23 protein-coding genes and 4 pseudogenes are annotated in these 26,393 nt (G+C 69.4%); 16 read left to right on the top strand and 11 right to left on the bottom strand.

The window, feature by feature from the left end; genetic code table 11:
- The first annotated feature begins 138 nt into the window (after positions 1-138).
- Positions 139-1,491: an esterase-like activity of phytase family protein gene (locus AB0O76_RS27650; protein WP_365496466.1), complete on the top strand. Its 1,353-nt coding sequence runs from the start codon at positions 139-141 to the stop codon at positions 1,489-1,491.
- A gap of 16 nt (positions 1,492-1,507) precedes the next feature.
- Here the strand turns inward: AB0O76_RS27650 and AB0O76_RS27645 are convergent, their stop codons facing one another.
- Together AB0O76_RS27645 and xylA are read right to left on the bottom strand one after the other, a co-directional pair.
- On the bottom strand, positions 1,508-1,777 hold the full coding sequence (locus AB0O76_RS27645) for a hypothetical protein (protein ID WP_365496464.1): 270 nt from the start codon (positions 1,775-1,777) through the stop codon (positions 1,508-1,510).
- 309 nt (positions 1,778-2,086) lie between these two features.
- On the bottom strand, positions 2,087-3,253 hold the full coding sequence (gene xylA / locus AB0O76_RS27640) for a xylose isomerase (RefSeq protein ID WP_365496462.1): 1,167 nt from the start codon (positions 3,251-3,253) through the stop codon (positions 2,087-2,089).
- A 191-nt stretch (positions 3,254-3,444) separates the two neighbouring features.
- On the opposite strand from xylA, the gene xylB reads away from it, so the two are divergent.
- The 6 genes from xylB (at position 3,445) to AB0O76_RS27610 (ending at position 9,553) form a co-directional block, all read left to right on the top strand.
- The gene (gene xylB / locus AB0O76_RS27635) at positions 3,445-4,899 is read left to right on the top strand and encodes a xylulokinase (protein WP_365496460.1); all 1,455 of its coding nucleotides are present in this window, start codon (positions 3,445-3,447) and stop codon (positions 4,897-4,899) included.
- Positions 4,900-4,936: 37 nt separating this feature from the next.
- Positions 4,937-6,136 (top strand): ROK family transcriptional regulator, encoded by a 1,200-nt coding sequence (locus AB0O76_RS27630; protein ID WP_365496459.1) that lies wholly within the window; start codon positions 4,937-4,939, stop codon positions 6,134-6,136.
- A gap of 96 nt (positions 6,137-6,232) precedes the next feature.
- A complete protein-coding gene (locus AB0O76_RS27625) occupies positions 6,233-6,829 on the top strand; it encodes a class I SAM-dependent methyltransferase (RefSeq protein WP_365496457.1) in 597 nt (198 codons plus the stop codon).
- A gap of 79 nt (positions 6,830-6,908) precedes the next feature.
- On the top strand, positions 6,909-8,333 hold the full coding sequence (locus tag AB0O76_RS27620; protein WP_365496455.1) for a tetratricopeptide repeat protein: 1,425 nt from the start codon (positions 6,909-6,911) through the stop codon (positions 8,331-8,333).
- A 397-nt stretch (positions 8,334-8,730) separates the two neighbouring features.
- A complete protein-coding gene (locus AB0O76_RS27615) occupies positions 8,731-9,009 on the top strand; it encodes a hypothetical protein (RefSeq protein WP_365496453.1) in 279 nt (92 codons plus the stop codon).
- A gap of 340 nt (positions 9,010-9,349) precedes the next feature.
- A complete protein-coding gene (locus tag AB0O76_RS27610) occupies positions 9,350-9,553 on the top strand; it encodes a trypsin-like serine protease (protein WP_365496451.1) in 204 nt (67 codons plus the stop codon).
- A 476-nt stretch (positions 9,554-10,029) separates the two neighbouring features.
- Here AB0O76_RS27610 and AB0O76_RS27605 read toward each other — a convergent pair whose 3' ends face one another.
- Positions 10,030-10,359 carry a hypothetical protein gene (locus AB0O76_RS27605; RefSeq protein WP_365496449.1) on the bottom strand — a complete coding sequence of 110 codons (330 nt, stop codon included), beginning with the start codon at positions 10,357-10,359 and terminating at the stop codon, positions 10,030-10,032.
- A gap of 273 nt (positions 10,360-10,632) precedes the next feature.
- Here AB0O76_RS27605 and AB0O76_RS27600 point away from each other — a divergent pair, with 273 nt between their 5' ends.
- The gene (locus AB0O76_RS27600; RefSeq protein ID WP_365496447.1) at positions 10,633-11,439 is read left to right on the top strand and encodes an SGNH/GDSL hydrolase family protein; all 807 of its coding nucleotides are present in this window, start codon (positions 10,633-10,635) and stop codon (positions 11,437-11,439) included.
- A complete protein-coding gene (locus AB0O76_RS27595; RefSeq protein WP_365496445.1) occupies positions 11,436-12,806 on the top strand; it encodes a DUF3533 domain-containing protein in 1,371 nt (456 codons plus the stop codon). Before AB0O76_RS27600 ends, AB0O76_RS27595 begins: the two co-directional genes overlap by 4 nt.
- 47 nt (positions 12,807-12,853) lie before the next feature.
- Here AB0O76_RS27595 and AB0O76_RS27590 read toward each other — a convergent pair whose 3' ends face one another.
- The 7 genes and pseudogenes from AB0O76_RS27590 to AB0O76_RS27560 all read right to left on the bottom strand — a co-directional run bounded on the left by AB0O76_RS27590 (position 12,854) and on the right by AB0O76_RS27560 (position 17,738).
- Entirely contained in the window at positions 12,854-13,429 is a 576-nt protein-coding gene (locus tag AB0O76_RS27590) for a PadR family transcriptional regulator (protein WP_365496443.1), read from the bottom strand.
- 128 nt (positions 13,430-13,557) lie between these two features.
- Positions 13,558-13,962 (bottom strand): annotated as a pseudogene (locus tag AB0O76_RS27585) (LUD domain-containing protein); the annotation flags it as partial.
- A gap of 374 nt (positions 13,963-14,336) precedes the next feature.
- The gene (locus AB0O76_RS27580) at positions 14,337-15,038 is read right to left on the bottom strand and encodes a hypothetical protein (protein WP_365496441.1); all 702 of its coding nucleotides are present in this window, start codon (positions 15,036-15,038) and stop codon (positions 14,337-14,339) included.
- A gap of 340 nt (positions 15,039-15,378) precedes the next feature.
- Entirely contained in the window at positions 15,379-15,783 is a 405-nt protein-coding gene (locus AB0O76_RS27575; protein WP_365496439.1) for a hypothetical protein, read from the bottom strand.
- 390 nt (positions 15,784-16,173) lie between these two features.
- A pseudogene (locus tag AB0O76_RS27570) lies at positions 16,174-16,506 on the bottom strand (discoidin domain-containing protein); the annotation flags it as partial.
- A 48-nt stretch (positions 16,507-16,554) separates the two neighbouring features.
- The gene (locus AB0O76_RS27565; RefSeq protein WP_365496437.1) at positions 16,555-17,358 is read right to left on the bottom strand and encodes an alpha-L-fucosidase; all 804 of its coding nucleotides are present in this window, start codon (positions 17,356-17,358) and stop codon (positions 16,555-16,557) included.
- The gene (locus AB0O76_RS27560; protein WP_365496435.1) at positions 17,298-17,738 is read right to left on the bottom strand and encodes an alpha-L-fucosidase; all 441 of its coding nucleotides are present in this window, start codon (positions 17,736-17,738) and stop codon (positions 17,298-17,300) included. Before AB0O76_RS27560 ends, AB0O76_RS27565 begins: the two co-directional genes overlap by 61 nt.
- A gap of 200 nt (positions 17,739-17,938) precedes the next feature.
- Here AB0O76_RS27560 and AB0O76_RS27555 point away from each other — a divergent pair.
- Positions 17,939-18,390, top strand: a pseudogene (locus AB0O76_RS27555) (transposase); the annotation flags it as partial.
- 29 nt (positions 18,391-18,419) lie between these two features.
- Here AB0O76_RS27555 and AB0O76_RS27550 read toward each other — a convergent pair.
- Complete coding sequence (locus tag AB0O76_RS27550; RefSeq protein WP_365496433.1) at positions 18,420-19,364, bottom strand: glycine betaine ABC transporter substrate-binding protein; 945 nt, start codon at positions 19,362-19,364, stop codon at positions 18,420-18,422.
- 312 nt (positions 19,365-19,676) lie between these two features.
- On the opposite strand from AB0O76_RS27550, the gene AB0O76_RS27545 reads away from it, so the two are divergent.
- The 6 genes and pseudogenes from AB0O76_RS27545 (at position 19,677) to AB0O76_RS27520 (ending at position 26,266) form a co-directional block, all read left to right on the top strand.
- Positions 19,677-20,915 (top strand): hypothetical protein, encoded by a 1,239-nt coding sequence (locus tag AB0O76_RS27545; RefSeq protein ID WP_365496431.1) that lies wholly within the window; start codon positions 19,677-19,679, stop codon positions 20,913-20,915.
- A 38-nt stretch (positions 20,916-20,953) separates the two neighbouring features.
- Positions 20,954-22,000 carry a transporter substrate-binding domain-containing protein gene (locus tag AB0O76_RS27540; protein ID WP_365496429.1) on the top strand — a complete coding sequence of 349 codons (1,047 nt, stop codon included), beginning with the start codon at positions 20,954-20,956 and terminating at the stop codon, positions 21,998-22,000.
- 303 nt (positions 22,001-22,303) lie between these two features.
- Positions 22,304-22,646: pseudogene (locus AB0O76_RS27535) on the top strand (acetamidase); the annotation flags it as partial.
- A gap of 48 nt (positions 22,647-22,694) precedes the next feature.
- Positions 22,695-23,294: a peptidoglycan recognition family protein gene (locus AB0O76_RS27530; RefSeq protein ID WP_365496427.1), complete on the top strand. Its 600-nt coding sequence runs from the start codon at positions 22,695-22,697 to the stop codon at positions 23,292-23,294.
- A gap of 87 nt (positions 23,295-23,381) precedes the next feature.
- Positions 23,382-24,641: a GAF domain-containing protein gene (locus tag AB0O76_RS27525; protein WP_365496425.1), complete on the top strand. Its 1,260-nt coding sequence runs from the start codon at positions 23,382-23,384 to the stop codon at positions 24,639-24,641.
- 101 nt (positions 24,642-24,742) lie between these two features.
- Positions 24,743-26,266, top strand: coding sequence for an aldehyde dehydrogenase family protein (locus AB0O76_RS27520; RefSeq protein ID WP_365496423.1), 1,524 nt, complete (start codon positions 24,743-24,745; stop codon positions 26,264-26,266).
- The last annotated feature ends 127 nt before the right edge of the window (positions 26,267-26,393 follow it).

Here is a 26,393-nt window from a genome sequence, read left to right as displayed (position 1 = left end):
GACGGAAGGCGGCGCCTCCTACCCCTCGCGGGAGGCGCCGTCGTCATGCCCCCTGACGTTTACCTTTCCGCCTCCTTGCGTTCGTGGCGACGGCGAAGTCTGACCGCTGTCACCGAACTCGCGCCCCAGGAGGCACCCATGTCCCCGCACGCCGCCCGTCAGCGTCGCGTCCGCCGTTCCGTCGCCGTGGGTGTGCCGTTCGCCGTGATCGCGGCGGTCGCGGTGACCGGCACCGCCACAGGCGCACAGACCGGCGGCAAGGAGAAGGCGCCTCGGATCACCTCCACCGCGACGCTCGGCGACATCCCGCTGGGTACCTTCAGCAACTCCTTGCTGCCCGGCACGGTGGACGACGACCGGGACGTTCGCCTCGGCGGCATCGGCAGCGACATCTATCCGGCAGGCCGCAAGGGCGAATTCTGGACGGTGACCGACCGGGGGCCCAACGGCCAGATCAAGGTGGACGGCAAGAAGCGGCGCACCTTCCCCGTCCCCGGTTTCGATCCGGCGATCGTGAAGGTCCGCGTCTCCGGAGACACCGTGAAGGTCATCGACGCGCTGCCGCTGACGACGTCCTCCGGAAAGCCCGTCACCGGGCTGCCCAACCAGGAGGGGCGCGATGAGGCTCCGTACACGTACGACGCCAAGACCGCTCTGACGTACGACCCGAACGGTCTGGACACCGAGGGCATCGTGCGGGCCGACGACGGCAGCTTCTGGCTGGTCGATGAGTACGGACCCTCGCTCGTCCACGTCTCCGCGCGCGGCAAGGTGCTCAAGCGCTATGTGCCCCAGGGCCTGAAGCTGTCCGGCGCCGACTACCCCGTTGTCGAGGCACTGCCCGGCATCCTGCTGAACCGCAAGGTCAACCGCGGCTTCGAGGGGCTCGCCCAACTGCCGGGCGGGGACCTGGTGATGGCGGTGCAGAGTCCGCTTTCCGTCCCCGACGAGGACGCCGGTGAGGGCTCGCGGACGACGCGGCTGCTGCGCTTCTCGACGAAGAAGCAGGCGGTCACCGCAGAGTACGCGTACCGCTTCGACCCGGTAGGGGTCGTCGACCCGGGCGAGGACGACACGTCCGAGCTGAAGATCTCCTCCGTAGTAGCCGTCGGCCGTGACCGGCTCCTCGTGGAGGAGCGCACCGACAAGGCCGCGCGGCTGCAGACGGTGAAGCTGGACCGCCGCTCCGACATCCTCGGCGACCGGTGGGACGACGCCGCCACAAAGCCCTCCCTGGAGCAGCTCGACGATCCGGCGGGCTCCGGAGTGCCCGTCCTGAAGAAGCGCCTCGTGGTCGACCTGGGCGCCGTCGAGGGAGTGCCCGACAAGATCGAGGGTGTGGCCCTCGTGAACCGGAGCACCCTCGCCCTCATCAACGACAACGACTTCGGGATGACGGACGGCCCCGAGGCCTTCGACGAGGACGGCCGCCTCGTGGACAGCGGTGTCGAGACCACCGTGACGTACGTGCGGCCGCCGAAGGGCCTCTGAGGCTGTTCGCGGCCGACTAGTTCTCCGCGGCCGACGGGATCAGGGATTCCAGGTCCTCCGGATCGGTCGGCAGATCGCTGGGGAAGTCCGACGGCAGGCCGCTCGGCAGGTTGGAGGGGACCTCGGTCGGGAGTTCCGACGGGATCTGGGACGGGATGCTCAGCGACGGCGTGGGCTTGCCGCCCGACGTCTCGCTGCTCTCGGAGGGGCCCTTCTTGCCCGGGGATTCATCGCCGCTGGTGGCCACCAGGACCACCGCGACGACGGCTCCCACCGCGATGATCACGGCGAGCAGGATGAACAGCCCGTTCCGCCGCCCCGAAGGCCCTCCCGGAGGTGGGGACGGCGGCCAGGCGCCTCCGTCCGGAGGCAAGCCGCCACCGCCTTCAGGAGGCCATCCTCCGCCGCCGGGAGGCGGTCCGTACCCGCCTCCGGGCGGCCCGAAGCCGCCATCACCTGGCGGGGGCGCGTCACCCGGCGGAGGAGGAGGCTGCGGCGGTACGGGTGGCATGGCCATACCGTCAAGAGTCGCCTCGCACCGGTCAAGACGCGACCCCTGTGCAGAAGTTGATGCCTCCGAAGTGACGCTACGGGGTCAGCCGCGCACCCCCAGGAGATGGTCCATGGCGAGCTGGTCGAGGCGCTCGAAGGCCATGCCACGGGCAGCGGCACCCGAAGCGTCGAAGTCTTCGAAGGCACCGCGGTCGGCGAGCAGCCCGCTCAGGCCGTCCTCGGCCGTGGGCAGCGACAGTTCGTCGAGGCGTGCGGCGCGCAGGGCTTCCTGGACCTCCGGGTCGGCACGGAACGCGGCCGAACGCTCCCGCAGGATCAGGTAGTTGCGCATGCACCCCGCCGCCGACTCCCACACGCCCGCGTAGTCCTCCGTACGCGGCGGCTTGAAGTCGAAGTGCCGGGGGCCCTCGTAACCGCCCCTCTCCAGGAGGTCGACCAGCCAGAAGGCACTCCGTAGGTCGCCCGCTCCGAAGCGCAGGTCCTGGTCGTACTTGATGCCGGTCTGGCCGTTGAGGTCGATGTGGAAGAGCTTGCCCGCCCACAGCGCCTGGGCGATGGAGTGCGGGAAGTTGAGGCCGGCCATCTGCTCGTGGCCCACTTCGGGGTTGACCCCGAACAGCTCGGAGCGCTCCAGGCGCTCGATGAAGGCAAGGGCGTGTCCGACGGTCGGCAGCAGGATGTCGCCGCGCGGCTCGTTCGGCTTGGGCTCGATCGCGAAGCGCAGGTCGTAGCCCTGTTCCGTCACGTACTCGGCGAGCAGGTCGAATGCCTCCTTCATCCGGTCGAGAGCGTCGCGCACGTCCTTGGCGGCACCGGACTCCGCGCCCTCCCTGCCGCCCCATGCGACGTAGGTGTGTGCGCCGAGCTCCACCGCGAGGTCGATGTTGCGGATCGTCTTGCGCAGGGCGTAGCGGCGCACATCGCGGTCGTTGGCGGTGAACGCGCCGTCCTTGAAGACGGGGTGCGTGAACAGGTTCGTGGTGGCCATCGGCACCACGAGGCCGGTCGCGTCGAGCGCCTGCCGGAAGCGCTTGACGTGCGACTCGCGCTCGGTGTCCGTGGCCCCGAAGGGGATCAGGTCGTCGTCATGGAAGGTCACTCCGTAGGCACCCAGTTCGGCCAGGTGCCGTACGGAGTCGGCCGGTTCGAGGGGCGCGCGGGTCGCGTCTCCGAACGGGTCCCTTCCCTGCCAGCCGACGGTCCACAGACCGAAGGTGAACTTGTCCTCAGGAGTGGGCTGGTACGTCATGTGCGGCTCCCTGGATGGCTGATGCGGGCGGCTGGGCGGCCGGGGCACGGCTGCGCCGGAGCTCAGATGCGGCCGCCACGACTATTTCGTCATGGCCCTTAACAAATTAGTATCCGGAGGCATCCCTGGGAAGGTCGGACGGAGAGAAGTCCGGAAGCACCCGGAAAGAGCCGCGGGAACGGAGACCCCCGATGTCATCAGCACCAGCAGCCGACGGTCCGCTCGTCGTCGGCGTGGACAGCTCCACGCAGTCCACCAAGGTCCTGGTCGTCGACGCCGCGACGGGCAGGGTGGTGGCAAGCGGTCAGTCGCCGCACAGCGTCAGCTCGGGCGCGTCCCGCGAGAGCGATCCCGAGGAGTGGTGGAGCGCCCTGGGCGCGGCGCTGCACCAGTGCGGTGACGCGGCACGCGAGGCGGCGGCCGTGTCGGTCGGCGGCCAGCAGCACGGCCTTGTGACCCTCGACGCGAACGGCAGGCCGGTACGGCCCGCGCTGCTGTGGAACGACGTGCGCTCGGCGGCCCAGGCCCGCACCCTGGTCGACCGTCTCGGCGGCCCGAAGGCATGGGCCGAGCGCGTCGGCAGCGTGCCGGGGCCCTCCTTCACGGTGACCAAGTGGGCCTGGCTCAGCGAGCAGGAACCAGAGGCGGCCCGCGCCACCGCCGCCGTACGCCTCCCCCACGACTACCTCACCGAACGTCTCACCGGGACCGGCACGACCGACCGTGGCGATGCCTCCGGGACGGGGTGGTGGGCGTCGGCGACAGAGACGTACGACGAGGAGATCCTCGACCTGGTGGGCCTCGACCCGGCGCTCCTGCCGCGCGTCGTCCGCCCCGGAGAGGTCGCAGGCACCGTACGGGGCAGCGGCGAACTGCCCTTCTCCAAGGGCACGCTGGTGGCTCCCGGCACGGGGGACAACGCGGCGGCCGCCCTCGGCCTCGGTCTGCGTCCCGGCACTCCGGTGCTGAGCCTCGGCACGTCAGGCACCGTGTACGCGGTCTCCGGCAACCGCCCCACGGATCCCACCGGGACCGTGGCCGGCTTCGCCGACGCACGCGGCGACTGGCTGCCGCTTGCCTGCACCCTCAACTGCACCCTGGCCGTGGACCGCGTGGCCGCGCTCCTGAGCCTGGACCGCGAGGCCGTGGAGGCGGGCGGCGCGGTCATCCTGCTCCCCTACCTGGACGGCGAGCGCACCCCGGACCTGCCGCACGCCTCGGGGCTGCTGCACGGCCTGCGGCACGACACGACTCCGGGGCAGCTCTTGCAGGCGGCGTACGACGGGGCCGTGCACTCGCTCCTTGGTGCCCTCGACCTGGTCCTCGACGCCGACGCGGACCGCTCGGCCCCGCTGCTGCTCATCGGCGGCGGCGCACGGGGCAGGGCCTGGCAGGACACCGTGCGGCGGCTCTCCGGGCGTCCTGTTCAGGTGCCCGAGGCCCGGGAGCTCGTCGCGCTCGGGGCCGCAGCGCAGGCCGCGGGCATCCTGACGGGCGAGGACCCGGCGGCGGTCGCGCGCCGCTGGGGCACGGCCGCGGGGCCCGTGCTCGATCCGGTGGAACGGGACGAGTCGGCGCTGGCGCGGATCGCCGGGGTAATCTCCGACGCGGCGCCCCTTCTTGAGAAGGCGGCCCATGAGCAGTGAAAGCCATGAGTGACGACGAGCAGGGGCTGACGGGGGCATGACCGCACCACCGCACGGCACGCGGCAAGGTGCGACCGGCGCCGAGCTGCCCGACACCCAGCAGGGGATGCGCCGCCGGAACCTCTCGCGTGTCCTGCACGCTGTCGCGGCGCACGGCCCGCTGTCCCGTGCCGCCGTGGCCTCTCGTATCGGCCTGACCCGGGCCGCGGTCTCCACTTTGGTGGACGAGTTGATCCGCTCCGGGCTCCTGGACGAGCTGGGTCCCGAGCGCCCGGGCCGGGTGGGCCGCCCCGGTTCCGCCCTCGCGATCAGCGGACGCGGTCCGGCCGGCATCGGCGCGGAGGTGGGCGTCGACCACCTCGCGGTGTGCGCGGTCGATCTGCGCGGAGAGGTACGCGTGCGTGCCGTGCGTCAGGGCAGCAACCGGGGGCGCGCGCCCGAGCCTGTCCTCGAGGAACTCGTCGCGCTGGTGCGGCAGGTGAACACCGAGGCGGGCCGGGAGGGGCTGCGTCCTGCGGGGCTCGCCGTCGCGGTGCCCGGTCTGGTCGCCCGCGACACGGGCACGGTCGTCCATGCCCCCAACCTCGACTGGCACGACGTCGACCTCGCCGCGCTGTTGCCGGGCAGGCTGCCGCTGACGGTGGGCAACGAGGCGAACTTCGGCGCGCTGGCCGAGCTGTGGCTCGGCGACGAGGTGCCGCAGGACTTTCTCCACGTCTCCGCCGAGATCGGCATCGGTGCCGCGCTGGTCGTCGACGGACGTCTGCTGCGCGGGACGCGCGGCTTCGCGGGCGAGCTGGGACATGTTCCGGTGCGGCCCGATGGCCCGCCCTGTCCGTGCGGCGGTCGTGGCTGTCTTGAGCAGTACGCGGGCGAGGAAGCGGTACTCCGCAGCGCGGGCCTCGATCCTGGCGCGGACAGGGTCGGGCTCCTCACCGAGCGCGCCGCGCAGGGCGACCAGGCCGTGCGCCGCGCGCTGCACGATGCAGGGACCGCGCTGGGCATCGCCCTCACCGGTGCGGTGAACCTCCTGGACCCCCGGTCCGTGGTGCTCGGCGGGGCGCTCTCCCGGCTCGCGCCGTGGCTGCTGCCGCCGCTGGAGGCCGAGTTGGAGCGCCGCACCGCGGGCACGGCCTGCGGCGTCGCGGTCTCCCGGCTCGGCTCCGACGGTCCGCTGCTGGGCGCCGCGCACTCGGTCGTACGGGCGGTCCTCGACGATCCGGCGGGAGTGTCCTGACGGACCTTCAACCGGCACGGCACACCTCCGCCAGCTGCCCCACTCCCCCTCGCCCGTGGTCTGGGACAGTCGCTTCCTGTTGGCTACGGTCCGGCCATGGGAAGCCACGACGATGCACTTCTGGCAGAGCAGATCGCCTACTACCGGGCGGGCGCGGCCGAGTACGACCGGCCCTACGCGGAACGACAGGACCTCCAGGACCTGCTGACGGTCACCGAGGACCTCCCCATCGGCGGGGACGTACTGGAGCTGGCCTGCGGGACGGGCCAGTGGACCACGATGCTCGCCGCGCGGGCGCGTTCGGTGACGGCGGTCGACGCGGCGGCCGAGACCCTGGCCATCGCCCGCTCCCGTGCCGCGTCCCCCCATGTCCGGTTCGTCCAGGCCGATATGTTCGAGTGGCAGCCGCCGAGGCGCTACGACACTGTGTTCTTCGTTCTTCGGCTTCTGGCTCTCACATGTCCCGCCGAGGCCGCGCGGGAGGAGATGCTCTCGGGCAGGTCCGCACCGGCGGCCGTGCGCCGACTCGACGACGGCAGCCGGTACCGCATCGTGAAGGTGTTCCACGACCCCCGGACGCTCACGGACGACCTGACAGCGCTCGGCTGGTCGGCCCGCATCCGGACCGTGGCCGGGAAGTTCACAGTCGGCGTCGGCCACCCGCGTCTTATTCCGTCAGCCTCCTTCCGGTGAACCGAGCGTCGTCGTGGCATCACCTGGGCAGAATCGCGAGACTGCGATGGAGCCGACGGGAGCAGGGACAGTCATGGGAATGGACCGGCATGGCCACGCCATGGGTGGCACCGGCGACGAGGCCGCGCGGCATTACGAGCGGGCCCTTGACGCGCTGTTGTTCTTCCGCGGGGAGGTGGCCGATGAGGCGCAGGCGATGGCGGCGGCTGCTCCCCGGTCCGCCATGGCGCAGGTTCTCGGCGCCTATCTCGGGCTGCTCGGCACCGAGGAGAAGGAAGCCGCCGCGGCCCGGCAGACGTTCAGCGCCTTCCTCGGTGCCGTCGACCTGGCGGGGCTTTCGCCGCGCGAGCGCATGCACGCGGCCGCTGCCGACGCCTGGCTCGACGGGGACATGTTCCGCGCCGGGGAGATCCTCGGCGAGCTCAGCTGCAAGCATCCCCGCGACGCCCTCGCGCTGGCCGTCGGCCACCAGATCGACTTCTTCTCGGGCGACGCCCAGCGACTGCGCGACCGCATCGGCGGCGCGCTGACCTCCTGGGACGCCGATGACCCGCACTTCGGCCCGCTCCTTGGGATGTACGCCTTCGGGCTCGAGGAGTCGGGGCACTACAGCCACGCCGAGGAGACCGGGCTACGCGCCGTGGAGCGCCATCCGCGTGACGTGTGGGGCATCCACGCGGTCGTCCACACATACGAGATGCGTGGCCGCTTCGCCGACGGGATCCGCTACATGGACGCGCGGACGGCGGACTGGTCCGACGGCAACTTCCTGTCCGTGCACAACTCATGGCACTACGCCCTGTACGCGCTGGAGTCGGGGAGCATCGAGCGGGTCCTCGCCGTCTACGACAACACCCTCCACAACGAGGCCTCGCACGGAATCGCCATGGAACTCCTGGACGCCTCAGCCCTGTTGTGGCGGCTGCTCATCGCCGGTGTCGATGTCGGGCCGCGCTGGGCGACGCTCGCCGAGGCCTGGGCCGGGCGGGAGGACGGCGCGTACTACGCCTTCAACGACGTCCACGCCGTGATGGCGTACACGGGAGCCGGCCGGATCGCCGACGCCGAGCAACTCGTGAAGGACCGCGAGCTGTGGCTCGCCCGCACCGGCCCCGCGGTGTCCCCGGCCGTGTCCAACCACGCGATGACGCGCGAGATCGGGCTGCCGGTGTGCCAGGCCCTTATCGCCCACCGCCGGGAGCAGTACGCCCACGTCGTCGAGTTGCTCGCGCCGATCCGGAACCGCCTCAACTTCTTCGGCGGCAGCCACGCGCAGCGGGACGCCGTCCAGCGCACGCTGGTCGAGGCCGCTGTCCGCTCCGGCCGCCACGACGACCTGGCGCGCACGCTGCTCAGCGAGCGGATCAGTCTGCGCCCCATCTGCCCCTACAACTGGCAGGCCCGGGCGCGGCTGGCCGACCGGCTTGGCCACCCGGACCAGGCCGCTGACGCCCGCACCCGTGCCGAGCGACAAGCCGCTGCCGGGGCCGCAGCCTTGGGGTGATGGGGGCCGCACCCGTCCCCCTCACGGGTGACCGCGATATCCACAATCACGGTGCTGTACACAGATCCAGCTCGCGCCCTTCCGCCCCAACCAGCCAGCGCCGTAACGTAATTGAGGCGAGGCACCACTCGTCCTGGCGACGGGTCGTGTCGGCGTGGATCGGGGGATTCAAGTGTCGGGGGAAACCAATCCAGGACTGCGTCGCGGAGCCATCGGGTTACGTGAAGTCCTGTTCCAGAGCATTACGGCGATGGCGCCGGCCGGTGCATGGACATCTCCGGCGGAGAAGGCGCCGAGCCGCATGAAACCGCATGCGACGGCCGCCGATCGCAGCAGTGGGAGCTACTCGTCGACCATGCCGCTCAGGGAGTGCGCCTCCGCAGCTACGAGACCGGCAATGTGCTCGGCGCACTCCGCCACGGCCAAGGACGGCGCCCCCGTCCGCCAGCAGCGCTCCGCCCGCGGCCCCACCGCGGCCAACGCCCTCTGGACGTACTTCCGTCACAGCAACGGCGTAGTCGCCTTCGCGCAGAGAGAGAACACCCTGTACCTCCTCGGCCTCGACGACTGGCACAGAGCCGGAAAGGGCGAGGTCCATGACTCGGCGATCGGAACAACGGCCAACTGCTACGACACGAACTCGCTCCGCTTCCGATACACGGGCGACGCGTTCTGACGCCGACGGAATAGCTGCCGCCCTACGCCTCTCAACTCCCGCTTCACCTAAGAAGAATTCAGCAGCAGTCCGAGCCATTTGGACTTTCATGGCGCTTGAACCCTGGACAGGGCATTGCACCGGCAGCAGGCATCGCGCGATACCCAAACCCTCTCTGCACCTAGGGCTTTGGGCCTGCCTGCGTCCCGCCGAGATCCACGGCGGCTCGAACACGCATGAACATGCGCAGCCTCACCGGCATTTCTGTTCGTTCAGGAGACTTCCACAGGTCCTTGGCGGCTTGGCGATGGGTACTGACCGCGGAGCACTGCGTCGCTCGCCTCAGCTGAAGGTGGCCGCCATGAGAGTCGCGGGTGCGGACGACGGCTGGATCCACACGACGCGGCTCGACGGTCACACCGAACCCGGCGACTCCGGTAGCCCCGTCTTCGCCGAGGGCCAGAAGCAGGTGGGGGTGCACTGGGGCGGCGACGGGGCGGGGTACTCGCGTGACACCCCCATCGCCCCCCACCGCCAGTGGATCATGGACGTGGCCGGCGTGTGACGGCTCAGGGCCGCCCTCAGGTCTGATGCGGAGCCTCATCCAGGGACCGTGGTTGAGGCTCCGCACTCCGGCTCGGTCACGTACGTACGCTCAATCTCTCCTGCTCGCGGAGCCACTGACGCAAAGGATCGACAAAGCCGCGGGACGCGTCGGGTACTTCTGCCTCTACTTCCGTGAGAGGCCGAAACAGCCCCGACGAACCCCGACGAAAGGGAGAGCGCCAGGACGTACTGCGTACTGCGCACATGCGCAATGAGAGGCCGGCCTCGTGGCGGCGCGCCAAGTCCCCCCAGTGGCACGCCGCCACGAGATGCGTGGATCCCCACCCCGATCCGGGTGCGCCTCAGCATGGTCCGACTTCACGAGGCAGTCGGGGTCCGCCAGTGAGGACGCGATGATCGCGTCACGGACGGCCCGGTCCGGCACCTCGGTGAGCATCCACAGCGACGTACGTCCGTCCAGGTCAGCTGCGCGGATCAGGACGCCGGTCCCGTCGTCGCTTTCAGGCCGAGGAGGCTTCGTGCCACGGTCTCCGGGGACTCGCCGCGCTCGCGGGCCAGCACGATGAGGGCCCTGCCGGCGAGTTCGTTGACACCGAAGGAGAGCGCCTCGGGGGAGACCCAGCTCGACGCCTCGTCGGCGCGCTCCTGATCGCCTTCCGCGTGCGCGGAGGCGTACGCGGCGGCAGCCTCGAAGAGATTGTGGGTACGCCTCTTGGGCTCAGGCACGGGCCGCGGTGATGTGGTCGGGTGCTCATCGATCACGGTCCCGAGTGCTTTCCAGATTTTGCGCAGTCGCTCCATCATGTGCGGCCACCTTCCCCCTGTATGACCCCAGTGTGAGGTCCTCCTGGTCCTGCACTGCCGGAACACCAGGGTGCCTCACCGGCTCTGCCGAGCGCTGGTGCCGTACTGGTGAGGGTCACCCTCCCATCTCCCACAGCAGGGCCGTAGCCACTCGTTTTGCATGCGAGTCGACCGGCGTTATCTTACTAATCAATAATGCACCTAGGTGCGTAGTTGTGTATCAGTGGCCGGTTGCCACCTTCACCAGCAGCGTTAACGAGAGGCGGTCGACCCGTGCCGAGCAGTGCGTATCGGCGCTACGTCGCCCTGGGCGACAGCCAGACAGAAGGGCTCGGGGACGGCGATGACGTACATGGCCTTCGCGGATGGGCGGACCGGCTCGCCGACGAGGTCGCGCGTCAGAGTCCCGGCCTGCTGTACGCCAACCTCGCGGTGCGCGGCCGTCAGGCCGGTCAGGTGCGCGCCGAGCAACTCGCCCCGGCCCTCGCGATGCGGCCCGACCTCGCCACCGTGGTGGCCGGGGTCAACGACTTGCTGCGGCCGAGCTTCGACATCGACGAGGTAGTCGGCCACCTGGAGGCCATGCTCGCCGCTCTCACCGCTCAGGGCGCCACGGTCGCGACGCTCACGTTTCCCGACATCGGGCGCATCACACCGTTGGCCCGTCCGATCGGGCACAGGGTCCTCGCGCTCAACGAGCGCATCAGGGAGTCCGCCGGCCGCTACGGCGTGGTGGTGGCGGAGACAGCCGCTCACCCGGTCGTGACTGATCCGCGGTTGTGGAGTGCCGACAGGCTGCACGCGAGCCCGATCGGGCACGCCCGTATCGCGGCTGCCGTCGCCCACGCGCTCGGCCTGCCCGACAGCGACGACAACTGGACCCGGCCTCTCCCCGTCGCCGGGCCGCGGGCCTCCGCTTGGCGGGCCGCGGCCGCCGAGTTTCGCTGGGTCGGCACCTTCCTCGGCCCCTGGGTCGTCCGCCGCCTGCGCGGCCGCTCCTCCGGTGACGACCGCCAGGCCAAGCGACCCGGCCTGCTTCCGGTGTCCTCGCCCACCGGGGATGCCTCCTCAGCCGTATGAGGCACCGGCCTGCGATAACGCCGACGGCCCCTCCCGCTGAACCTCTCTTCTTCGAACCGGAGTTGGAAATGAGTAATGCCCACCCCTTCCGCGCATTGCGTGCGAAGCCTCTGTGGATCGCCAACGGCGTGATCATGGGCTTTGTGGCAGTGCTGTTCACCGTGTTCTATGTCGGTGCCAACCTCGACCCCGCCGGACACCTGCACAAGCTGCCCGTCGCCCTGGTCAGCGCCGACAAGGGAGCGAGTGTCGGGCGGCAAGCAGACCAACCTCGGAGCGCAGATCGTCCGGTCGATCGAGAAGTCGTCCGAGGGTGGAGACAGGATCGACTGGAAGTGATGGACGAGAAGGAGATGAAGGAGGAGCTCGGCGAGGGCAAGCTGTTCGGCGCGCTCGTCGTTCCCCGCGACTTCACCTCCGCCGTCGCCGCACTCCCCAGCCCCAAGGCGGCGGACAACGCCGTCCGCCCGACGCTCACCGTGCTGACCAACCAGTCGGCCGGCAGCATGGGTTCGGGCATGGCGCTTCAGGCCACGAGGGCTGCCGCCGAGTCAGCCTCCGCACAGGTGGGCAAGGAGCTGACCGCCCAAGCCCAGGCCGCGAAGGCCAAGCCGTCCCCTGCCGCGCTCATGGTGCTGGCCGATCCTGCTGCGGTACACGTGGAGGACGGGCATCCGCTCGACTCGCACACCGGCATGGGCCTGAGCGCCTTCTACTACTCGCTCGTCCTCGTCGTCTGCGGCATGCTCGCCGCCAATGTCATCAGCGGCCAGGTGGACCACGCCCTCGGCTACACCCACAGCGACATAGGGCCGCGGCGGACCCAGAACCCGCTCCTGCGCGCTACCCGTGTGCAGACCCTGGCCATCAGCAGCACCCTCATGATCGGCCTGTCCCTGCTCATGGGCAGTCTTGTTCTGGCCGGTGCGGTGGGCGTCATGGGAATGGACGCCGCTCATCTGCCCCTGCTGTGGCTGTTCTCGGTGAGCACGATCGCGGTCGTCGGCATCGGCGGCCTCGGCCTCCTCGCCGCGTTCGGTACGCCGGGGATGCTGTTCATTACGATGTTCTACATCGCGATGGCGGTGCCGACGTCCGGTGCCACGGTGCCCCTTCAGGCTCTGCCCGACTTCTATCGCGTCCTCGGCGAGTTCGAGCCCCTGCGTCAGATCACTGACGCTGTCCGCTCCATCCTCTACTACGACGCCCAGGGCGACGCCGGTCTGACCCGGGGCTGGGTGATGCTGGGCGTGGGGCTCGCGGTCGCATGCCTCTTCGGCTTCGGCATGACCTGGTTCTACGACCGCAAGGGACTGCACCGCATCCCCGCTGACGAGGAGCCTGAGCGAACCCTCACTCGGGTGTAGAGCGACGACCGGTGTGGGGCCGTCGCGTCAGGCGGGAACTCCCCCGGTCAGCCGTCGGCCTGGACCGCCGCCATGCGCTGGTCGAGCCTGCGCAGTGCCATGTCCCCCCACTGGAGGTTCTCCCGCTCGAAGGACATTCCGCGCAGCAGGGTCAGGTACGGGCCGATGCGCTCGGCCTCGGCGAAGTACGCCTCCTCCGAGCGCCCGTCGAGGGCGCGCTGCCGGAGCTTCTCGTAGCGAGCGAGCTTGGCGGTGGCCCATTCCATGCGCTCGGTAATGGCCTTCCGGACAGCCTCGATGTCGCCCGCGTCCAGGCACTGCACCTTGACCATCAGCTCATCCCGGATCACCGAGGGCTTGCCCAAAGGCTCGGCCGTATAGGCGTGTACGGCTTCCCGACCGGCTTCTGTCAGCGAGAACAGTCGCTTATTGGGGCGGCGCTCCTGCTCGACAACGCGGGCCGTGACCAGTCCTTCGGCCTCCATACGCTCCAGCTCGCGGTAGAGCTGCTGGGGCGTCGACATCCAGAAGTTGGCGACCGTCGCGTCGAAGCTCTTCGCGAGGTCGTAGCCGGACGCCTCACCCTCCAACAGTGCTGCCATCACCGCGTCACGCAAAGCCATGGAGCCACGCTAGCACTGCTGTGATTAGTCAACGAAGCGACTGAGAGTCGCTCCACCGCATGGACAGGGCGCTCTCTCCCTCTTTACTCTCGCACACCTATTCAAATTATTGAATACGAAACAAGGCTGCCCCACTCCCCCATCGCCTCACGGAAGACGTCGCGGATCTCGGCGCGGCCCTTGTGGATGGCCGGGACCAGGATGTGGGACGGGCGGTCGTCGCCGAGCTGCACGATGAGCTCGGCGAGGTCGGTTTCGTACGCGCGGATCCCCGCCCTGGAGAGGGCTTCGTTGAGGCCGATCTCCTGGGTGGCCACTTACTTGGCCTTGACGACCTCGGTCTCTCCGGTGCATGGACGAGTGCGGTGACAATGTGATTCGCCTCGGCGGCGTCCGCGGCCCAGTGCACGGTTCCACCAGCCACGGTGACCGTTGTCGCGGATGGTGCCGGTGGCCTTGCGCAGATTGGCGCGGAGGCGGCTGCGCGTGGCCTTTCTGGACGAGCAGATGCGGGGTGCGGGGCCGTCGGACAAACGGGTTCCCCTACGTCTTCCGGCCCGTCAACGCACTTGACCACCCCTAGGGTTGTCGGTCTCGTCCGCTTGCCTCACGGTCGGCCGGGCTGACCGAGAAGGCCGAGCACAACAGAAGCGATCACCACAGCCACCGCACCGCACAGGGCCACGGCCCGAAGCCTTCCGTTCCCGCCTGCCGACGGCGGCTCAGACTCGCCCTCGCCCAGGGCATCAAGCCAGTACACGCCCAACAACGCCGCATGTTGCACCGATTTATCTCGTCGCACATCCATGCTGGCTCAACGCGCAGCCCCCAGTACACGGCACGGGGATGACAGCGCTGCGCTCCGTTTTCGGGGTGCCGGGCGCGATGCGTCCTGCCGTACGCGGCGTCAGCCGCCGTCGATGATCTGGTACAGGTAGATGATGTGGGACTCGTCGTCCGGCATGGCGTTCACATCGTCGGACTCGGCGTCGATCCGGAAGTAGAACTCGGGGGCCTTGGGGCCCTTGAGCTGACCCTTGTCCTGCATCACCACCAACTGGTCGAGGAACGCGTTGACGCTCGGCGTCTTGGTGCCGAGGTCCTCGGCGATCGTGCCGCCCACGACCACCTTGAGGTGGGCCGAGTCAATGAGCACGTTCTGCGCGGCCCCGGTCGCGCTGGACGTGCGGAAGTTGGGGTCCATGTCGCCGCACTCGTAGTAGCCCAGGGCGATGCCCAGAGTCGCGTCCGGGCTCTCGCCGCCCATGTCGACGGACTGGACCTTCCCGTAGGGGCCCTGACCGTCGTTGTCGCAGACCGAACCGGACGGCGGCTTCTGGCGGTCCGCGTAGTCCCAGTTGTCGTCGCCCGTCTTCTCCGGGTCCGGGTTGGAGGTCCGCTTGCCGCCCGAGCCGCCCGAGCCGCCGGAGCTGCCGGAGCTGCCGTCGCCGGACAGCTTCTCGGTGGACTCGGACGCCGTCGGGGACGGCTTGGAGGCGCCGCCGCTGTTGTCGTCGCCGGACGGCTCGCAGGCCGTGGTGGCCAGGGTCAGCGCGGCTGTGGCACCCAGCAGGCAGAGCTTCCAGTTCTTGCGGGTCTTCGTACGCATTGGGGTTCCTTGGTAGGTGTGGCGGGAGCGGTGAGAGTGCTTGCTGCTTTGCCGGTACGTGGTCAATGAACCGGCCGCAGCGGCGTGGACATGCGCGACCCGGGCTCGGTCACAGAGGTCCGCGAAGTGTTCGGCCCGCGGCGGTGCTGGATCCAGTACATGCCGCACACCGGCGCGATTGAGATCCGAGAGATCGGATGGGTTGGCTGGTGCGCGGAAGCCCGACAGCGACGGCTTCGTGAACGTTCAAGCCCGGTGGGGAAGGTTCAAGCCCGGTGGGAACGGCCGTGGCCGTCCCCACCGGGCAACCTTCAGGTAGCCCGGTGTCGCACCGTGCGCGTTAGTGCTCAATCCAGCCGGTGCCGCCGAACAGGCCCTTGAACTGAACGTAGAACTTCTTGCCGGGTACCGCGTTCTGTGCGATGACCTTCCATTCCCCACCACTCACCGACTTCCAGGCATTGCAGGCGCTGGGAGTGCAGACCCGGACCTTGTGGGTGCCGGAGTTGGGCATCAGGCTGATGTTGTGGCACCCGCTGTTCACGACCGCCCAATGTCCTGCGTTGGGCCAGTGGGCGTCGTTACCGGGGCCCGTGCCTGCTTCACTCTGATACGGCGCTGCGGAGCAGGACTGCGCAGTGGCCGCCGTGCTGGGCGCTTCCGAGGCGAGCGTGGGCACGGTCATGGCGGCGAGTACGGCCGCAGCGCCGCCCAGCGTCGTGGCGATCTGCCTGGTCTTGATCATTGCTCCCCCAGTTTCCGGAGACATTCCGCGCGATCCGCGCCTGATGCCCCTTCTCATGATCACGGTGGTGTTCGAGCGCGCCGCCGCACCACAAGCACGCGACGCGCCTGGCCCGCGAGAATCCCGTCGTTCGGTCGCGTGGATTCCCGTTGGATTCGGCCGGAGTTGGCGGAGAGACCGACACCCCCACCTGACGGCGCCAGCCAGCGATCGGCGCCATCAGTGAAGGTAGAAGCGGACACGTGACGGCGTCGTCGCGCGCTGGTTTGATCACCGCCTAAACCCTGGCGGTACGTTCGCGGTTCCTACAACTTTCGCGGTATGAGGGCCCCTTGCGTCCGCGATGACCCAAAGCCGGACCGTCACGTCGATGCCCAGACGCCCGGGCTACTACTGGTCGTTGTGGAGGCTGACGGTGGCGATGGCCGGGGGAAGGGCCCGGGACGAGGTGATCCGCAGCCGCACCTTGCTGGTCGTCACCGACTCCGACAGCTTCAGGGTGCGGTGGTAGCCGATGGTGCTGGCCTTGCCGGTCTCCTTCCAGGGCTGTCCGTCCCAGACGTCGACGGCGAAGCCCGTCGTCCGCTGGCCCACCTTGATGTTCTCCTTCAGGTTCACTGTGTTGAAGGTCTTGCCGGAGCCCAGGTCCAGGACGAGGTTTCCGGTGATGCCAGTGGGCTGCCAGGCGGTGTCGTCGGTGTTGTCCAGCACGTTGCCGGGGCCGTTCCCGAGGGTGTGTGAAGTGCCCGCGTCGTCAGCGGCGGTCGCGCCCTAGGCGAGGTCCGTGTCGAAGGTGGACCGGATCCACCCGCCGAACTCCCGCATCCGCGCCTCTTCCGGCCCGCCGACCCTGCCGTTGTTGTCCGGGGCGGCGTTCAGCAGCTGACAGTTCTTGCCCACCGAGTTGCGGTACATGTTCTTCAGCGCGTCCAGAGAGACCGGCTGTGCGTCCTTGTTCCAACACCAGTTGGGGCCCTGCAGCCGGCCGTCGCACTCGGCCGGGTGCCAGGCCAGATAGTCCGAATCCGTGGTCAGCTTGTCGTCACTGGCGATGTCGTCGCCCTGGAAGCCGTAGGTCGGGTTGCGTTCGCCGTCCGGATCGGCCGTGCCCTTCTGCGGTACAACGCTCCACTCGTTGGCACGCGTGGTGAGCCCGTCCTCGTTGCCGACCCAGCGGATGTCAGGGCCGCCGAAAACGCTGGCCGACGGCTGGAGCGTGCGGACCATCTTGAACCAGTCGGTGAAGCTGTAGCTCTGGTTGAGCCCCGCGTCCTTCCAGGGGTTGGCTCCGTCCAGCCACACCTCGTCGAACTTGCCGTACTTGGTGAGCACCTCGTACAGGGTGTTCATGTAGTAGCGGTTGTAGTCGTCGGCCTGGACCGTGAACTTCGGGCCGTCGCCGCCGTTGCCGGGGATCGCCGCGGCCTTCTTCTCGCTGCCGTTGCCGTTGCCGTACCGGCCCTGGCCGCCCGGAGTCCGGTCCCGGTCGTCATAGGTCGACTGCTCAACTGTGCTCAGGCTCTGTCCCGCATCGTGTTTCTGGACGATGCCCGGGACCCCTTCTCCTTCCACCACTGATGGGGCAGCTCCGAACCATCGGCAGGGGAAAGGTAGACACCGACCTTGAGACCGACCTTGCGAGCGGAGTCGGTTAACTCCTTGAGGACGTCACCCTGACCGTTCCTCCAGGAACTGGAGGCCACCCCGTGACTGGAGTAGGCCGAGGGGAACAGCAGCATCCCGTCGTGATGCTTGGCGGTGAGGATGACCTTCTTGAAGCCGGCGCCCTTGAACGTACGCGCCCACTGGTCAGTGTCGAGGCTGGAGGGGTTGAAGACATCCGGGTCCTCGGCCCCCGAGCCCCATTCCCTTCCGGTGAAGGTGTTCGGCCCGAAGTGGACGAAGCCTGTCAACTCCTCGTACTGCCAGGCCAGTTGCCGTGCCGTCGGCGTCACCTTCGCCGCCTTCTCGCGGCCGACGCGCCTGCGCGGCCGACGCGCCTGCGGGCAGCATGCCGGTGCCGCACACGGTGAGAACAACGAGCGCGGCGGTCGCCGTCCGCCGTGCTCGCCGACGGGTGGGGGCCGTACCGATCGTGAGTCTGATCACGAGCCGTCTCCAGAGCGCTGTGGGGGGACGGCCCTTGCCCTGCGCGCACCGCGTCCTCACCGACGGCCACGGCATCCCGTTGGCGGTGTCGCTGACCGGCGGGAACCGCAACGACGTCACCCAGCTCATACCTGTGGTGGACAAGGTCCCGGCGGTGGCCGACCCCGTCGCCGGCCCGACGTGCTCCTCGCCGACCGCGGCTTCGACCACGACAAGTACCGTCGCCTGCTGCGGCAGCGCGGCATCCGACCGGTCATCGCCGAACGAGGCCAGGCACACGGCAGTGGCCTCCGAGCCCTCCACCACATGGTCGCGCGCACGATCGCCTGGCTGCACGGCTTCCGACGCCTACGAATCCGCTGGGAACGACGCGACGACATCCACGAAGCCTTCCTCGCACTCGCTCGCCACCTACCTCATCATCCACCGCCACGTCCAACGTCTTTATCAGGACCTCAAGGCCCGCATCACCGTGACCTTCGAGCCCGGCGCCGATAGAGGGCCCCGTCCGGCTCGCCCGGATCGGGTCAGATCGGGAGCCACTGTTTGACGAGGGGTTGGTTGTCGCCGATCCAGGTCTCCACCGCGGCGGATTTGCGCTCCGCGCCGCCGGCGTCCTGGATTACGGCCTCCAGGCCCTGCAGCTGATCCGGCGTCACCCGGAAGTTCCGCAGCCACTCCAGGGCTTCGTTGCCGCGTTGGCCGTGGAACTTCCGGGAGACGATCGTGTGGAGCTTGTCGGGGTCGCCGAAGGCGTCGGCGGGGTCGTCGAGGTAGCGGATGTCGTACTTGGAGAACGCCCAGTGGGGGCGCCACATGCCCACCAGGATGGGGTCCTTCGCGGCGTAGGCGGTGTCCAGGGCCTCCAGCATGGTGGCGGTGCCCTTGGCCTTCTGGCGGTACCTGCCGGACAGGCCGTACTCCGGGATTACTGACTTGTTGACCGTTCTGGTCAGACCCGCGGTCGGCTCGATGCCGACGATCGTCCCGTCGAAGAGGTCGGCGTACTCCGGCAGATCGACCAGGGACTCGACCTCATCCACGTAGTCGGGCACGGCCAGGCCCAGATCGCCGGGCTCATACCAGGGGCCGAGGTCCACCATCGAGCCGCCGTACTGAGCCCATTGCTCGGTGTGGACGCTCGGCAGCCAGGCGTCCATGAAGACGTCGAACCGGCCCTCGGCCACCCCGCGGAACAGGTCGGGAACGGCGTCCTTCTGTACGGCTTTGACCTGGTAGCCCTTGGACTCAAGGAGTTGCTTCCACAGCTCGGTGACCGCGATGTCCTCGTCCCAGGCCACATAGCCGATGGTGATGGTCCCTCGGTCCTTCTTCGCCGCGGTCTTCGCCCGGCCCGGTTCCCCGACGGTACCGCAGGCGGACAGGGCGGTGGGCGCCAGCGCCCCCGCGGCCAGGACTCCCAGGAACTTGCGTCGATGCAACGCGTGTGCACTGTCTCCCCCGGTGGACATTCCGTCAGCCTAGTGCCCTTCGGGATCGACGCACTAGTGTCCCCAACAGCGTTACGGGGCAGGGAGTTTGGCGGGGAAGCGGGGAACTGGCGGACGGCAAGGGGGAAGGCCGGTGTGGGTGTGGTGACGCCGACGGAAACGGGGGGCGCGTCCGGACCGGATGCATCCGTGCAAGTGTCCGCACCGATGGGGGCGGCCGCGCAGGCTGTTCCGGAACGGCGGCGCGGGAGGGTGCGGGTGGCGGCCTCCGTGGCAGTGGGGATCGTCGGGACGGGTTCCCCACCGGCCCGGTTGCGGCTGGCGGGGCTGATCATGACACTGGTGACCGTGCTCTTCGGAGTGCTTGTGGCCACGTCGGTGTACGAGCGACAGACGGCGGCCGGGAAGGTGGCGGAGCAGTCCGCGCCGCTGAGCGCGGACGCGGCGGAGATCTACCGTTCGCTGGCGGACGCGGACGCCACGGCGGGGGCGGGCTTCCTGCGGGGCATCGAGGAGTCCCATGCGGACCGCGTCACCTATGAGGCGAATATCCGTACCGCCTCCCGGCTGCTCTCCAAGGCGGCGGCCCGCACCGGGGACTCCTTCGCCGCGCAGCGGCAGATCACCATCCTGAACAAGGAACTGCCCGGCTACACCGCCCTGGTGGAGGCGGCACGCTCCGCCAACCGGGAGAACAAGCCGGTCGGCAACTCCTATCTGCGGTACGCCTCGGAGCAGATGCGCTCCACCATGCTCCCGGCGGCCGAGGACATGTACCACGCGGAGACCCGGCGGATGGCCGCGATCCGCGCCGACGCCACCGAGCCGCCCTGGGCGGCCTACGGCGCCGGGCTGCTCGTCCTGGCGGTGATCGGCTTCTACTCCTACCGGCTCTACCTGGCCACCAACCGGCTGCTCAACCTGGGTCTGGTGGCGGCAGCCGGGGCGGTGCTTGTCTCATTGGTCTGGCTGACGGCAGGTCATGCCATGGCCCGCTCCTCGCTGGAGGACTCCGACACCCACGGCTCGGCCTCGGTGCAGCTGCTTACCCAGTCCCGGATCGCCGGCCTGAAGGCCCGCGGGAACGAGAACATGGCCCTGGTGGCGCGCGGGGAGGGTGCCGCCTATTCCCAGGAGTTCGACTACTGGGCGGGTGCGATGGATGACAAGGACAAGGGGCAGCGGCTGATGCAGCGCTCCGAGCGGCAGGCCGAGGACGAGGTCGGGCAGGAGCTGGTGGCGGATGCCTGGGCGGAGCTGAAGGACTGGAAGAAGCTGCACGACCAGGCCCGGAAGCAGGACGACCGGGGCGACTACGAGGCCGCCCTGGCCCGCACCATCGGCGGGAAGGCCGACGGAAAGCCCGTCAAGGACACCACCGAGCGCAGCTTCGCCGCCATGGACCGCAAGTTGGCCGCGGCGGTGGACCACGAGCAGAAGCAGTTCCAGGAGCAGGCCGAGAGCGGGCGAGGCGCGCTCACCGGACTGCCCGTCGGCGGCTCGGTGCTGTGCCTGCTCGGCGTGGCCGGCGCAGTCCTGGGCGTCGGCAAGCGGCTGTCGGAGTACCGGTGACCGCCGGGGGCCGCGGCGGGATGAGGGAGGAGACGGCAGTGGGGAACGTAGGTGCAGGGTCCGGCGGTTCGGCACGGGGCACCGCGCCGCCGTGCGACCGGCGCCGCGTGGGGCGGGGGTGGGCCGCGGTGTGGCTGGCCGCCGCCGCGCTGGTGACGGTGCCCACGGTCAGCGGCGCCGCACCGCAGCAGGCGCCGACGGCGGGAGCGCGGTCCGCGGCGCAGGCGGGGGTGCCGGAGCAGGCCCCGCGGCAGCCGACGTCCGCCGGGGAAGACTGCAACACCAAGGTGAGCCCAGACCCGAAGAGCGGCAGCCGGAACGGAGCGGCCGTCAAGAAGATCAAGGACCGGGGCAGACTGATCGCCGGGGTGGCGCAGAACAGCAACCTGTGGAGCCACCGCAACGCCAAGGGCGAGCTGGCGGGCTTCGACATCGACCTGGTCAAGCAGCTGGCCGACTTCCTGCTCGGCGACCGTGAGGCGGTGGAGTTCCGCACCGTCCCGGTCGACCGCCGCCAACAGGCCTTGGAATACGGCGAGGTGGATGTGCTGGTGCAGGCCATGCCGATCACCTGTCGGGCGCTCAAGGGCACCCCGGAGGAACCGGCCGTGGACTTCTCCAGCCCCTACTTCGAGACCGGGCAGCGAGTGCTGGTCCCCGAGCACTCCGACATCACTGGCTTCAACCGCACCCTGAAGGGCAAGACGGTGTGCACCGCCTACGGCTCCAGCGGCTACGAGCTGTTGAGCGGCGAGGGCCAGGAGGAGTACGGCGCATGGATGCGAGGGCGGCCTGGCGCCCTGGACTGCCTGATGCTGCTTCAGCTCTCCCGCGTGGATGCGGTCCTGACCGACAGCGGGCTCGCCGCGGGCCTGGCTGCCCAGGAGGACGGCACCCGCCTTGTCGGGCCGCAGATCGGCGAGGACTCCTACGGCGTCGCCGTCAAGCACGGGACGGACGACCTGCTGCGGGTGGTCAACGGCACCTTGGAGAAGGCCGGCGAGAGCGCCTGGCAGAAGAGCTACGACCGGTGGCTGAAGGACTGGCTGGGCCCGGCCGAGCCCCCGGCTCCGCAGTACGGCTGAGGCGATGGCGGCAACTGGCGGAAATCACTGGGGCTCGGCCCGGGCCTTTGGGGCGGTCTCCAAGAGGTCCTGATAACCGCAACACTGTCGGAGAAGGGCAGGAGCTGTGATCGCCGAAGCGCGCATGTCCACTGCTGAGGTTCATCAAGACCCCGCGCATGTACACCCGATGTGCACCGCGCCGGCGGGCCCAGCAACTACCCGTAGTTCAGACCCCAATTCGAGGCAGACCGGCCCCTCCCAGGTGGAGGGCGCGGAGCCCGGTGACACCATCGCCGTGCAGGAGACCGTGTGGATCTGAGCGCACTCCTGAGCCTGGGCGACGGCCATGCCCGCCAGGGCGAGGGAGAGACCTGTGGTGTCGCCGTCGAGTGCGCCATGAACACCGTAGTGATCGTCGAACTCCTGAAGGGGATCACGACGCCCTGGCCGCGCCTGGAGTCCGATACCCACATCGTCTCGACCGGCTCGGCACGACCGCTCGAGGACGCCTTCCGCATATCCCGTCGAATCACCGCTCGCCAACGTCTGCGACACCAACTACACGTGCGTGGCCAAGATCCGCAAGGAGTGGCTGCCCGCACGCGAGACTCACCGGGGGCTGCACGCGCGGCTGCGCGAGACGGCCACGTCGCTGCCCCGCTGACGAGTCCAGAGAGTCCAGCTGTTCCCCCCACCGAGAGGTAGGTCAGCAATGGATCGAGCAAGACGCCTTCCCAGCCGTCGCCGGCTGCTGCAGGGCGCGGCCCTCGCCGCCGTCCCCTCCGCGCTCCTCCCCACCACCCGAGCGACCGCCCGGCCCCGCGCGGTCGACTACCCCCTCGCCGAGTGGGTTCCGGCCAGCACCTCCAACTACACGGCGGCCAACCGGCCGAGCACCTACCCGGTGGACTACGTGATCGTCCACGTCACCCAGGAGACCTACGCCGACACCCTGGCCATCTTCCAGAACCCGGCGAAGAAGGTGTCGGCGCACTATGTGGTGCGCTCCGAGGACGGCCATATCGCCCAGTGCGTGCGCGAGCGCAATGTCGCCTGGCACGCAGGCAACTGGGACTACAACACCCGCAGCATCGGCATCGAACACGAAGGGTGGGTGGACCAGCCCGAGTACTTCACCGACGCGATGTACGAGCAGTCCGCGCTGCTGACCTCGGCCATCTGCGACACGTACGGCATTCCCAAGAACCGCGACCACATCATCGGGCACGTCGAGGTGCCCGGCAGCGACCACACCGATCCGGGACCGTACTGGGACTGGCCGCGCTATATGGACCTGGTGAACTCTGTCTGACGTACGTCGGCTCAGGTTCCGATGCTTGTCGACGCAGGCTCGCGGGGCGACGATGGCTGCACCGCATCGCCGTCCCGGGAGGCCGACTTGACCGATCCATGGGTGGCTCTGGAGGCCGGCGCCGATCCCGCGGAGAGGGTGCGGGTGCTGCGCCGCGCGCACGAGAGATTCACCGAGGCGGGGACCGTCGCGCGACCGGTCCGTTCCGTGGTGGCCGACTCGTGGCGGCGTTCGGCGCGGGCGCGGGTCTGCCCCGAGGACACGGGTGCGGCGGTGGAACTGACCGACGGGGACCTCGGCTCGTATCGGGCGGAGCATCCGCTGGCCGGAGTGATGCCGCTGTTCCGCGAGCTGATGGGCACCTTCGCCATGGACGGTGAGCATCTGCTCGCCGTGTGCGACGCGCACGGCAGGCTGCTCTGGGTCGAGGGGCACTCCGCGACCCGGCAGAAGGCCGGGCGGATGAACTTCGTGCCCGGTGCGCGGTGGGCGGAGTCGGCCATGGGGACCAACGCTCCGGGCACGGCGGTGGCCGTGGACCGGCCGGTGCAGGTGTTCGCCGCGGAGCACTTCATCCGGCGCGTCCAGCCGTGGACGTGTGCGGCGGCTCCGGTGCACGATCCGCGCACCGGGCGGCTGCTCGGGGCAGTCGACATCACCGGGGGCGACGGTCTCGCGCATCCGCACAGCCTCGCCTTCGTCCAGGCCGTCGCGCGCGCCGCGGAGTCCCAACTGGCGCTGCTCGCACCGCCGGTGGACACGACGGACGCAGTGGAGCTCACCGCGCTCGGCCGCGATGAGGCCCTGCTTCTGACCGGGGGCCGCAAGGTGCGGCTGAGCCGCAGGCACAGCGAGATTCTCGTCCTGCTCGCCCGCCATCCGGAGGGGCTCACCGGTGACGAGCTGCTGTGCGCGCTGTACGAGGACGAGACGGTCACGCCGGTGACGCTGCGCGCCGAACTGGCCCGGCTGCGCCGTGTCCTTGGGCCGGAGTTGCTGAGGTCCCGCCCGTACCGACTCGGGGTGCCGGTGGAGTCCGACGTCGATGCCGTCGAGCGTCGGCTCGGCACGGGGGCGGTCACCGCGGCCGCCGCCGCGTACGCGGGGCCGCTACTGCCCGGCTCGCAGGCGCCTGCCGTGGCCATGCTTCGGCGCAGGCTCGCCGACCAACTACGCGCGGCGCTCATCGCGCGCCGCGACCCCGATCTCCTGTCCGACTGGGCGCACGCCCCGTGGGGCGAGAACGACCTGGCGGTGTGGCGCGCGCTGGCCCAGGTGCGGGCGACCCCACCGGTGCTTGCCCGCCTCGACGAACTCAACGCGGAGCTGACGGCCGCCGGGACGTAGCCGAGGCCAGAGGTCCGCAACGTACATGCAACGTCCGTTCTCCTAGCCTCCGGGCGAGAGCTGCCCAACGGCGGGCAGCCTTCCCCGGGAGGCCAGCCAAGATGACCCGTTACGCAGCGCCCGGCACCGAGGGCGCAGTCGTCTCCTACCAGGCCCGCTACGACCACTTCATCGGCGGTGAGTACGTACCGCCCGCCCGCGGCCAGTACTTCGAGAACCCGAGCCCGGTCAACGGGCAGCCCTTCACCGAGATCGCCCGCGGTACGGCCGAAGACGTGGAACGCGCCCTGGACGCGGCGCACGCAGCCGCCCCCGCCTGGGGCCGCACCTCCGCGACCGAACGCGCGGACGTCCTGCGGAAGATCGCCGACCGCATGGAGGCCAACCTCGAACAGCTCGCAGTGGCCGAGAGCTGGGAGAACGGCAAGCCGATCCGCGAGACTCTGGCCGCCGACATCCCGCTCGCCATCGACCACTTCCGTTACTTCGCCGGCGTGATGCGCGCGCAGGAGGGGTCGCTGAGCGAGATCGACGAGGACACCATCGCGTACCACTTCCACGAGCCGCTGGGCGTCGTCGCGCAGATCATCCCGTGGAACTTCCCTATCCTGATGGCGACTTGGAAGCTCGCCCCAGCGCTCGCCGCGGGCAACGCGGTCGTGCTCAAGCCCGCTGAGCAGACCCCTGCCTCGATCCACTACTGGCTGAGCCTGGTGTCCGATCTGCTGCCGCCGGGTGTCGTCAACATCGTCAATGGTTTCGGAGTCGAGGCGGGCAAGCCCCTCGCCTCCAGCGCGCGCGTCGCGAAGGTCGCCTTCACCGGTGAGACCACGACGGGCCGGCTGATCATGCAGTACGCCTCGGAGAACATCAAGCCGGTGACGCTGGAGCTCGGCGGCAAGTCGCCGAACATCTTCTTCGACGACGTGTGGGCGGCCAACGACGAGTTCCGTGACAAGGCGCTCGAGGGCTTCACGATGTTCGCCCTCAACAACGGCGAGGTCTGCACCTGCCCGTCGCGCGCGCTCGTCCAGCGCGGTCACTACAGCGAGTTCATGGAAGCGGCGATCGCGCGCACGGAGCAGATCGTGGCGGGCCACCCGCTGGACACCGACACGATGATCGGCGCCCAGGCGTCCAACGACCAGCTGGAGAAGATCCTCTCCTACCTGGACATCGGCCAGCAGGAGGGCGCCAAGATTCTGACGGGTGGTCAGCGCATCACGTACGACGGCGAGTTGGACGGTGGTTACTACGTCCAGCCGACGATCTTCGAGGGCGACAACCGCATGCGGATCTTCCAGGAGGAGATCTTCGGCCCGGTCGTCTCGGTCGCGTCGTTCAACGACTTCGACGACGCGATCAAGACCGCCAACGACACGCTGTACGGCCTGGGCGCGGGCGTTTGGACCCGCGACATGAACACCGCCTACCGCGCGGGCCGCGCGATCCAGGCGGGCCGGGTCTGGACGAACTGCTACCACGCGTATCCCGCGCACGCGGCGTTCGGCGGTTACAAGCAGTCGGGGATCGGGCGCGAGACGCACAAGATGATGCTGGAGCACTACCAGCAGACGAAGAACCTTCTGGTGTCGTACTCGCCGAAGAAGCTGGGCTTCTTCTAGCCGCAGAAGGAAGGCGCCTGACCAGGGGTTTCCCCGTCAGGCGCCTTCCTTCCGCACTTCGGAGTCGCCAGTCAGAATATGAGGCTAATCCCGATATCTCCCGCCCCTCTCCCACCTCTGACCAGCT

Origin of the sequence: Streptomyces sp. NPDC086554, from assembly GCF_040686095.1 — a bacterium.
In the GTDB taxonomy this organism is placed as follows: Bacteria; Actinomycetota; Actinomycetes; order Streptomycetales; family Streptomycetaceae; genus Streptomyces.
Note: the sequence above shows the minus strand (reverse complement) of the source record. Positions and strands in the feature narration are given on the sequence as shown.

Coding starts and splice junctions, on each gene's coding strand:
- AB0O76_RS27650 (WP_365496466.1), top strand. CDS start 139: ATGTCCCCGCACGCCGCCCGTCAGCGTCGCGTCCGCCGTTCCGTCGCC.
- xylA (WP_365496462.1), bottom strand. CDS start 3,253: ATGACGTACCAGCCCACTCCTGAGGACAAGTTCACCTTCGGTCTGTGG.
- xylB (WP_365496460.1), top strand. CDS start 3,445: ATGTCATCAGCACCAGCAGCCGACGGTCCGCTCGTCGTCGGCGTGGAC.
- AB0O76_RS27630 (WP_365496459.1), top strand. CDS start 4,937: ATGACCGCACCACCGCACGGCACGCGGCAAGGTGCGACCGGCGCCGAG.
- AB0O76_RS27625 (WP_365496457.1), top strand. CDS start 6,233: ATGGGAAGCCACGACGATGCACTTCTGGCAGAGCAGATCGCCTACTAC.
- AB0O76_RS27620 (WP_365496455.1), top strand. CDS start 6,909: ATGGACCGGCATGGCCACGCCATGGGTGGCACCGGCGACGAGGCCGCG.
- AB0O76_RS27615 (WP_365496453.1), top strand. CDS start 8,731: ATGTGCTCGGCGCACTCCGCCACGGCCAAGGACGGCGCCCCCGTCCGC.
- AB0O76_RS27610 (WP_365496451.1), top strand. CDS start 9,350: ATGAGAGTCGCGGGTGCGGACGACGGCTGGATCCACACGACGCGGCTC.
- AB0O76_RS27605 (WP_365496449.1), bottom strand. CDS start 10,359: ATGATGGAGCGACTGCGCAAAATCTGGAAAGCACTCGGGACCGTGATC.
- AB0O76_RS27595 (WP_365496445.1), top strand. CDS start 11,436: ATGAGGCACCGGCCTGCGATAACGCCGACGGCCCCTCCCGCTGAACCT.
- AB0O76_RS27590 (WP_365496443.1), bottom strand. CDS start 13,429: ATGGCTTTGCGTGACGCGGTGATGGCAGCACTGTTGGAGGGTGAGGCG.
- AB0O76_RS27580 (WP_365496441.1), bottom strand. CDS start 15,038: ATGCGTACGAAGACCCGCAAGAACTGGAAGCTCTGCCTGCTGGGTGCC.
- AB0O76_RS27575 (WP_365496439.1), bottom strand. CDS start 15,783: ATGATCAAGACCAGGCAGATCGCCACGACGCTGGGCGGCGCTGCGGCC.
- AB0O76_RS27550 (WP_365496433.1), bottom strand. CDS start 19,364: ATGTCCACCGGGGGAGACAGTGCACACGCGTTGCATCGACGCAAGTTC.
- AB0O76_RS27545 (WP_365496431.1), top strand. CDS start 19,677: ATGACACTGGTGACCGTGCTCTTCGGAGTGCTTGTGGCCACGTCGGTG.
- AB0O76_RS27530 (WP_365496427.1), top strand. CDS start 22,695: ATGGATCGAGCAAGACGCCTTCCCAGCCGTCGCCGGCTGCTGCAGGGC.
- AB0O76_RS27520 (WP_365496423.1), top strand. CDS start 24,743: ATGACCCGTTACGCAGCGCCCGGCACCGAGGGCGCAGTCGTCTCCTAC.